The 308-nt window shown below is 74.7% G+C and carries 1 protein-coding gene; it reads left to right on the top strand.

Annotated elements, in window-relative coordinates:
• The coding region (locus tag ACLBXO_RS32005; RefSeq protein ID WP_447687948.1) for a GMC family oxidoreductase N-terminal domain-containing protein at window positions 1-308 on the top strand (308 nt) is incomplete at both ends.

Raw genomic sequence — 308 nt, 5'->3', positions numbered from 1 at the left:
AAGCCGGGCGCGACTGGCGCTCCACCGGCGCGCCGCCGGCGCTGCGCTCGGCCAACATCATCCCGTTCATGTATGGCCCGGCCCATCAGGCGGACTGGCAGTGGCCGGGGCTGATGAGCCGGCGGACCCGTGCGCAGGAGCCCCGCTTCTACTGGCGCGGCCGCGCGCCCGGCGGCAGTTCGACGGTCAACGCGCAGATCGCGATCCGCGGCGTGCCCGCGGCCTTCGACGCCTGGGCGGCGCAGGGCTGCACCGGCTGGTCGGCCGCGGACGTGATGCCCCTCTTCGATCGGATCGAGGACGATGCC

Source organism: Methylobacterium sp. C33D (genome assembly GCF_053345825.1).
The sequence above is the reverse complement of the archived record's forward strand: the minus strand, read 5'-3'. Positions and strand labels throughout refer to the sequence as shown.